General features: G+C 50.0%; 2 protein-coding genes. Both read right to left on the minus strand.

Annotated elements, in window-relative coordinates:
- Positions 1-770 precede the first annotated feature (770 nt).
- Entirely contained in the window at positions 771-1,565 is a 795-nt protein-coding gene (trpC, locus tag Q0238_RS05420) for an indole-3-glycerol phosphate synthase TrpC (protein WP_297943689.1), read from the minus strand.
- A 2-nt stretch (positions 1,566-1,567) separates the two neighbouring features.
- On the minus strand, positions 1,568-2,960 hold a 1,393-nt coding region (locus Q0238_RS05425), incomplete at its 5' end, for a hypothetical protein (RefSeq protein WP_297943692.1).

Consider the following 2,960-nt stretch of genomic DNA (forward strand, 5'->3'; position numbering starts at 1 on the left):
CGCACTCTGCGGATCGAAGCCCGCGGCGGACGCGCATTTGGCAAATACTCATCGCACGGCAAACATAGCGTTTATCCGCACCGTAGCCGTTTGCGCGGCGCATTATAACAAATCTTAGGCGCTCGCCGATGTGGCATGCGGTAAAATTTAACGCGGCGCGGTCATAGCATAGCTGCGGCTCAATCGCGGCGTATCGCAGGGTATCACAGCCCCGCTAGCCCCTACGCCGTTCGCTTTTACGATAGCTCGCTTTGCGCAGTTATCGTACGCGCAGCTCCTCTGGGCGGCTTAGGTCGCGAGCTGCGATTAAATTTACGGCGCCATTTAATCGCCAATACCGGGCTTGAGAGCGCGCTAGGCATACAAGGCGCTACGATAGACGCGCAATTCTCGGCGCTTAATGTTACAAGCGCAACCCCGCCCGCGCGAAGCTTCGCAAACGTAAAGCTAAATTTAAACCCGCGCTTTTGCAACAGCTCGTGATGCGACGGAAAGCTATACAAACGAAAGGCGTAAATTTAAACCTCGCTCCGCAACCGCTCGCACGGCGCGCAATAACAAACTCACGATGCCAAAGCGCAGCGTGAATTCTCGCGCGATGTGCGATATTAAATTGCGCTGCGGCGCTAAATTTAAAGAGCCGTTAAATTTTAAAGTCAGCCGAATTTTACGAATTTTAAAATTTACTGCCTTAAAATTTCGCTCCGTTCGCTAAATTTAACCGCTCGCTTCGGGTTTAAGCTTGCGCGATAAAACAAACGGGTTTAAATTTAGCCGCCCGCGCCGAACTTTATCTCGCGCAGTGCCGCGCCTACGTCATTTTGGCGCATAAAATGCTCGCCGATCAAAAACGCATCGACGCCCGCCTCGTGCAAGCTTTTAAGCTGCTCGTGCGAGTGCAGACCGCTTTCTGCGACGATGATCTTGCCGTTTGGAATCAGCGGGATCAGCCGCTCACTCAGGCTCGTATCGACCTCGAAAGTCTCTAAATTTCGATGGTTGATGCCGATAATACCCGCACCTGCGAAGACCACTTTTTTCAGATCGTCCTTATCGTGGATCTCGCACAACGCCTCAAGCCCCAGCCTGCGGGCAAATTCGAGCAGCTCTCTTAGCTGCTTGCCTTCCAGAGCTTTGGCGATCAGCAGGATAAAATCCGCGCCGTAAACCAGCGCTTCGAGGATCTGATAACGATCGACGATGAAATCCTTGCGCAAGATGGGTGTATGCGTGTAACGGCGGATCTGCGGGATGAACTCCAAATCGCCTCTGAAATAATGCGGCTCGGTAAGCACCGAAAAGGCGCTCGCACCTGCATTTTCGTACTCCACGGCAAGGCTTAGCGGCTCAAAATCCTCGCGGATGATCCTCTTGCTCGGGCTTGCCTTTTTAATCTCGGCGATGATGCGCAGCGGATCCTTCTCGTCGCTCCTAAGCGCGCTTATGACGTCACGCGGCTCGTAGGGATTGGCGCTTAGCGAGCGGCCGAGCAGATCCTCGGGCAGTCTTTCTTTACGAAGCGCGAGATCCTCGCGAGTACGTTTTAAAATTTCATCCAAAATCATCGCTACTGCTTTGGTGTCTGGATTTTAGAGCCGGTGGGCTCTTTCGACGTAGAATTTTGCTCTGGCATAAAATCCTGCCTCGATACGGAATTTTGTCTTGACGAGGCAGAATTCTGCGCGGCGGAATTTATAGGCGTCGCAAAATTTTCAGAAGCCGCGGAATTTGGTGTCTGGTTTTGAATCGCGGAATTTGCAGACCCGGCAGAATTTTGCGAAGCGGAGTCTTTTGGCGTTAAATCACGCATTGCAGCGGAGCTCGGACGCGCGGAATCTAACGCAGAGCTTTCTGGCGCCGTAGATTTTATGGAATTAGGCGAAGGGGTTTTTGTTGCCGGGCTTTGCGGCGCCTGATCTTTCGGCGCGGAGCCTTTTATCGTAGAGGGGTTTTGCGATATAGAATTCTGCGGCGCTACGCCTGTGCTAGCGGCGCACGCATCGATCGCCTCTAAATGCTCTTTGCCTTCGGGGGAATTAAAAAATTCTGCGTCTTTGATCTTAGCCATTTCATTTTTAGCCTTGTCGCACTCGCCAAGCTTGTAGTATCCCCAAGCAAGCGAGTCCAGATAATACGGTGAGTCGGGGTCTTTTTGTAGAGCGCGGCGGACGAGCTCGATGCCCTTGCGAACGTCCAAATCGTGATCTATTAAAATGTATCCGTAGTAGTTTAGATGCACGGGGTCTTTAAGCTGCGGCGCAATATTTTCAAATTTTGCCACTACGCTAGATAGGGTCTTGGCATCCACGTTTTTGCCCGCACTTTCATATTCATAGATCGCCTCGATCGCCAAAAAGTCGTAATTTTTAGTCTTCATAAACTCATCGCGTGCCATTTTAATCGCGGTTTTATAGTCTTTTTTATGCGCGTAGGCATCGATTAGAAGCTCGCGCTTGTAGTCGTATTTCTTTAAAAGCTCTATTATTTTATCAAAGTCGTTTGAGTAGTAATAAATCGCTATCATATCGTCTAAGAATTTATTATCCCCCTTGGCTTCATACAGCGCTTCATCGATCTTAGCGACATCCAAATAGCGTTTATTCGCGCGATACACATCAGCTAGCAGCTCGCACGCCATACCCTGGGCGCAGCCGTAGATGCGCCTGTGCGTCTCTATAATGCGGATCGCTCCGTCCGAATCATCGAGTTTATTTAGCAGCACGTCGCATAATCTGATGAGATTTTCGTCAGTTTTGTCTAGCTCATAGGCTTTTTCAAAGTAGGTTTTGGCTAAAGTAAAATTCTCCATCGCATAATATGTCGCCGCTAAGATCGCATAACTTCGCGAAACGGGATCTACGGTGACTAGCTTAAGAGCAGCAGTATTAGCATTTAGATTATCTTTAATGCCTAAGTAGTAGCCGATCTTTACTCGCAGATACTCAGAGTCTGAGTTTAGG

This window comes from uncultured Campylobacter sp. (assembly GCF_938045775.1).
GTDB lineage: Bacteria > Campylobacterota > Campylobacteria > Campylobacterales > Campylobacteraceae > Campylobacter_B.